Origin of the sequence: Pengzhenrongella frigida (assembly GCF_004168625.1) — a bacterium.
In the GTDB taxonomy this organism is placed as follows: domain Bacteria; phylum Actinomycetota; class Actinomycetes; order Actinomycetales; family Cellulomonadaceae; genus Pengzhenrongella; species Pengzhenrongella frigida.
In genome coordinates, this window is record NZ_SDWW01000100.1 from 1 (window position 1) to 2,139 (window position 2,139).

The 2,139-nt window shown below is 70.5% G+C and carries 3 protein-coding genes; all 3 read left to right on the top strand.

What is annotated here, in order from left to right:
* Nucleotides 1-205: 205 nt before the first annotated feature.
* From EUA98_RS20405 to EUA98_RS19465, 3 genes are read left to right on the top strand one after another with little or no spacing between them, the layout of a single operon-like run.
* Complete coding sequence (locus EUA98_RS20405; RefSeq protein WP_242511743.1) at nt 206-508, top strand: hypothetical protein; 303 nt, start codon at nt 206-208, stop codon at nt 506-508.
* On the top strand, nt 472-969 hold the full coding sequence (locus tag EUA98_RS19460) for a hypothetical protein (RefSeq protein ID WP_242511745.1): 498 nt from the start codon (nt 472-474) through the stop codon (nt 967-969). Before EUA98_RS20405 ends, EUA98_RS19460 begins: the two co-directional genes overlap by 37 nt.
* Complete coding sequence (locus tag EUA98_RS19465) at nt 969-1,667, top strand: class F sortase (protein WP_207219177.1); 699 nt, start codon at nt 969-971, stop codon at nt 1,665-1,667. The genes EUA98_RS19460 and EUA98_RS19465 overlap by 1 nt, the downstream gene beginning before the upstream one ends.
* Nucleotides 1,668-2,139 lie beyond the last annotated feature (472 nt).

The window sequence follows — 2,139 nt, forward strand, 5'->3', positions numbered from 1 at the left end:
ATGATCACCGAGGTCACGGGCCTACTACGTCAACGACGCACGACCCCGCCTGCCCGGTTAACTTCGAAGAGCCGTCATCCGTGGCTGGCCGCCACGAATTCGTTCCGATCCGGACCGATCCGCCGGCGCAGGCGTTCCGAACCACCCGTGTCAGCAGCATCCCGGCACGAGGCGGCACGCGGTGTACGCCGGTATAGGAGTTCTCATGCGCACGACTCACAAGCTCGCCACCGCGGCGTTCGGCGCCGCCTTCCTGCTCCCGATGGGTATGTCCTCGGCGTACGCCGCCGACGGCGACCTCAACGCGAACCTCGCTCCGGTCGCGCTCAACGTTGTCGAGGGGTCCGGAACGGCGATGGTCAAGGTGCAAGGAACCACGGTCACGGTCACCATGGCCGCCACCGGCCTCCTTGCCGATTCCCCCACGCCGCCCACATCCACTTCGGGGCCGAAGCGCGCAACGAGTGCCCAGTGGCCGCAGACGACCTCAGCGCGGACGGCACGCTGAACACCACCGAGGGCGGCCCGGCCTACGGCCCCATTATCGTCTCGCTCACCAAGACGGGCGACACCAGCCCGGCCAGTGCCCTCGCGGTCGACCGGTTCGACACCGCCCCCGGCGGGAACCTCTCCTACGAGCGCGGCTCGACCACGGTCTCCCCGGAGGAGGCCCAGGCGATCGCGGACGGCAAGTCCGCCATCGTCATCCACGGCGTGGACCACAACGGCAACGGCACGTACGACGGCGATGTGGCCTCCGAGCTCGACCTGGCGCTGCCGACCGAGGCCACCGACCCGGCGCTGTGCGGGGTCCTGACCGCCGCGCCCGTGGGTTCGATGGCGACAGGCGCGGGCGGGTCCGCGCCGGTGGGCACCGACTCGCCGATCCTGATCGCCGGGACCGGCCTGCTGCTGGCCGCCGCGGGCACCGGGGCGTTCGCCGCCCGTCGCGCCCACGTCAAGGCATAGTGCGCACCTCCCTCCAGCACTACGGCCGCCGCGGCATCCTCGCCGCGGCGGCCGCCGTGCTGGCCCTGGCCGGCGGCGTCACCCTCGCGGTCGGTCTTGCTGGGCCCGGCGGCCCGCCGCGACCCGACCAGGACCGGGTCGCCGTGGCCGACGCCGACCCGGCCCCGGACCGCGTGGCTGCTCCGGTCGCGCCGGTCACCCCGGTTCCTCCCGCCGCCATGGTGACCGATCTGGGCCCGCTGCTGGCGGCCTCCGCTCCGGTCGCCATCGACATCCCGAGCATCGACGTGCACAGCACCGGGCTCGTCCCCTTGAGTGTCGGGGCCGACGGCGTCCTGCCCGCACCCACCGACTACCAGGCCCCCGGGTGGTACACCGGTGGGCCGACCCCCGGCCAGCTCGGACCGGCCGTCATCGCCGGCCACGTGGACGGTCCCGACGGGCCCGCGATCTTCTACCGGCTCGGCGAGCTCACCGTGGGCGCCGAGGTTCTGGTCACCCGCGAAGACGGCACGGTGGCGAGATTCGCCATCGATTCGGTAGAGAGCTACGCCAAGGCCGAGTTCCCCACCTCGCGGGTCTACGGCAACACCACCAACCGCGCCGAGCTGCGCCTGATCACCTGCGGCGGTGCGTTCGACCGGGCGACCGGCCACTACGTCGACAACGTCATCGCGTTCGGGCACCTCGTCGCCTGACCCCTTCGCCAGCGTCGGATTCGCGGTCGTGGGAGGTGGCGGTGCAAGGTCCGGTCCGCCGGACAAACTAGGTGTTTCGTTTCGCGTAGATTCGAGTAGAACTGGGAGCTCACGTTGACTACTTCCTCCGCGCAATCCACTCGCAAGAGCGGGCGATCGATGGGCGTGCTGGTGCTACTCGGCGGAGTGACACGCTCGGCTGCTCCGCGTACCTGCATGCGCGTATCGCCTTGGAGCGACCACCGTTGTTCGCCGACGGCCAGGTGACGCTGAGCGGGCTCTTCATCGCTCAAGCGATAGCGGCGGTGCTCCTCGCGCTCTGGGTCCTGGTGCGTCGCAGCGTTCTGGCCTGGCTCGCGTTCTGCGGCGGTGCAAGTCGCTCTTGTTGCTTTGGTGGCTCTTCGAAGTTAACCGGGCAGGCGGGGTCGTGCGTCGTTGACGTAGTAGGCCCGTGACCTCGGTGATCATGGCT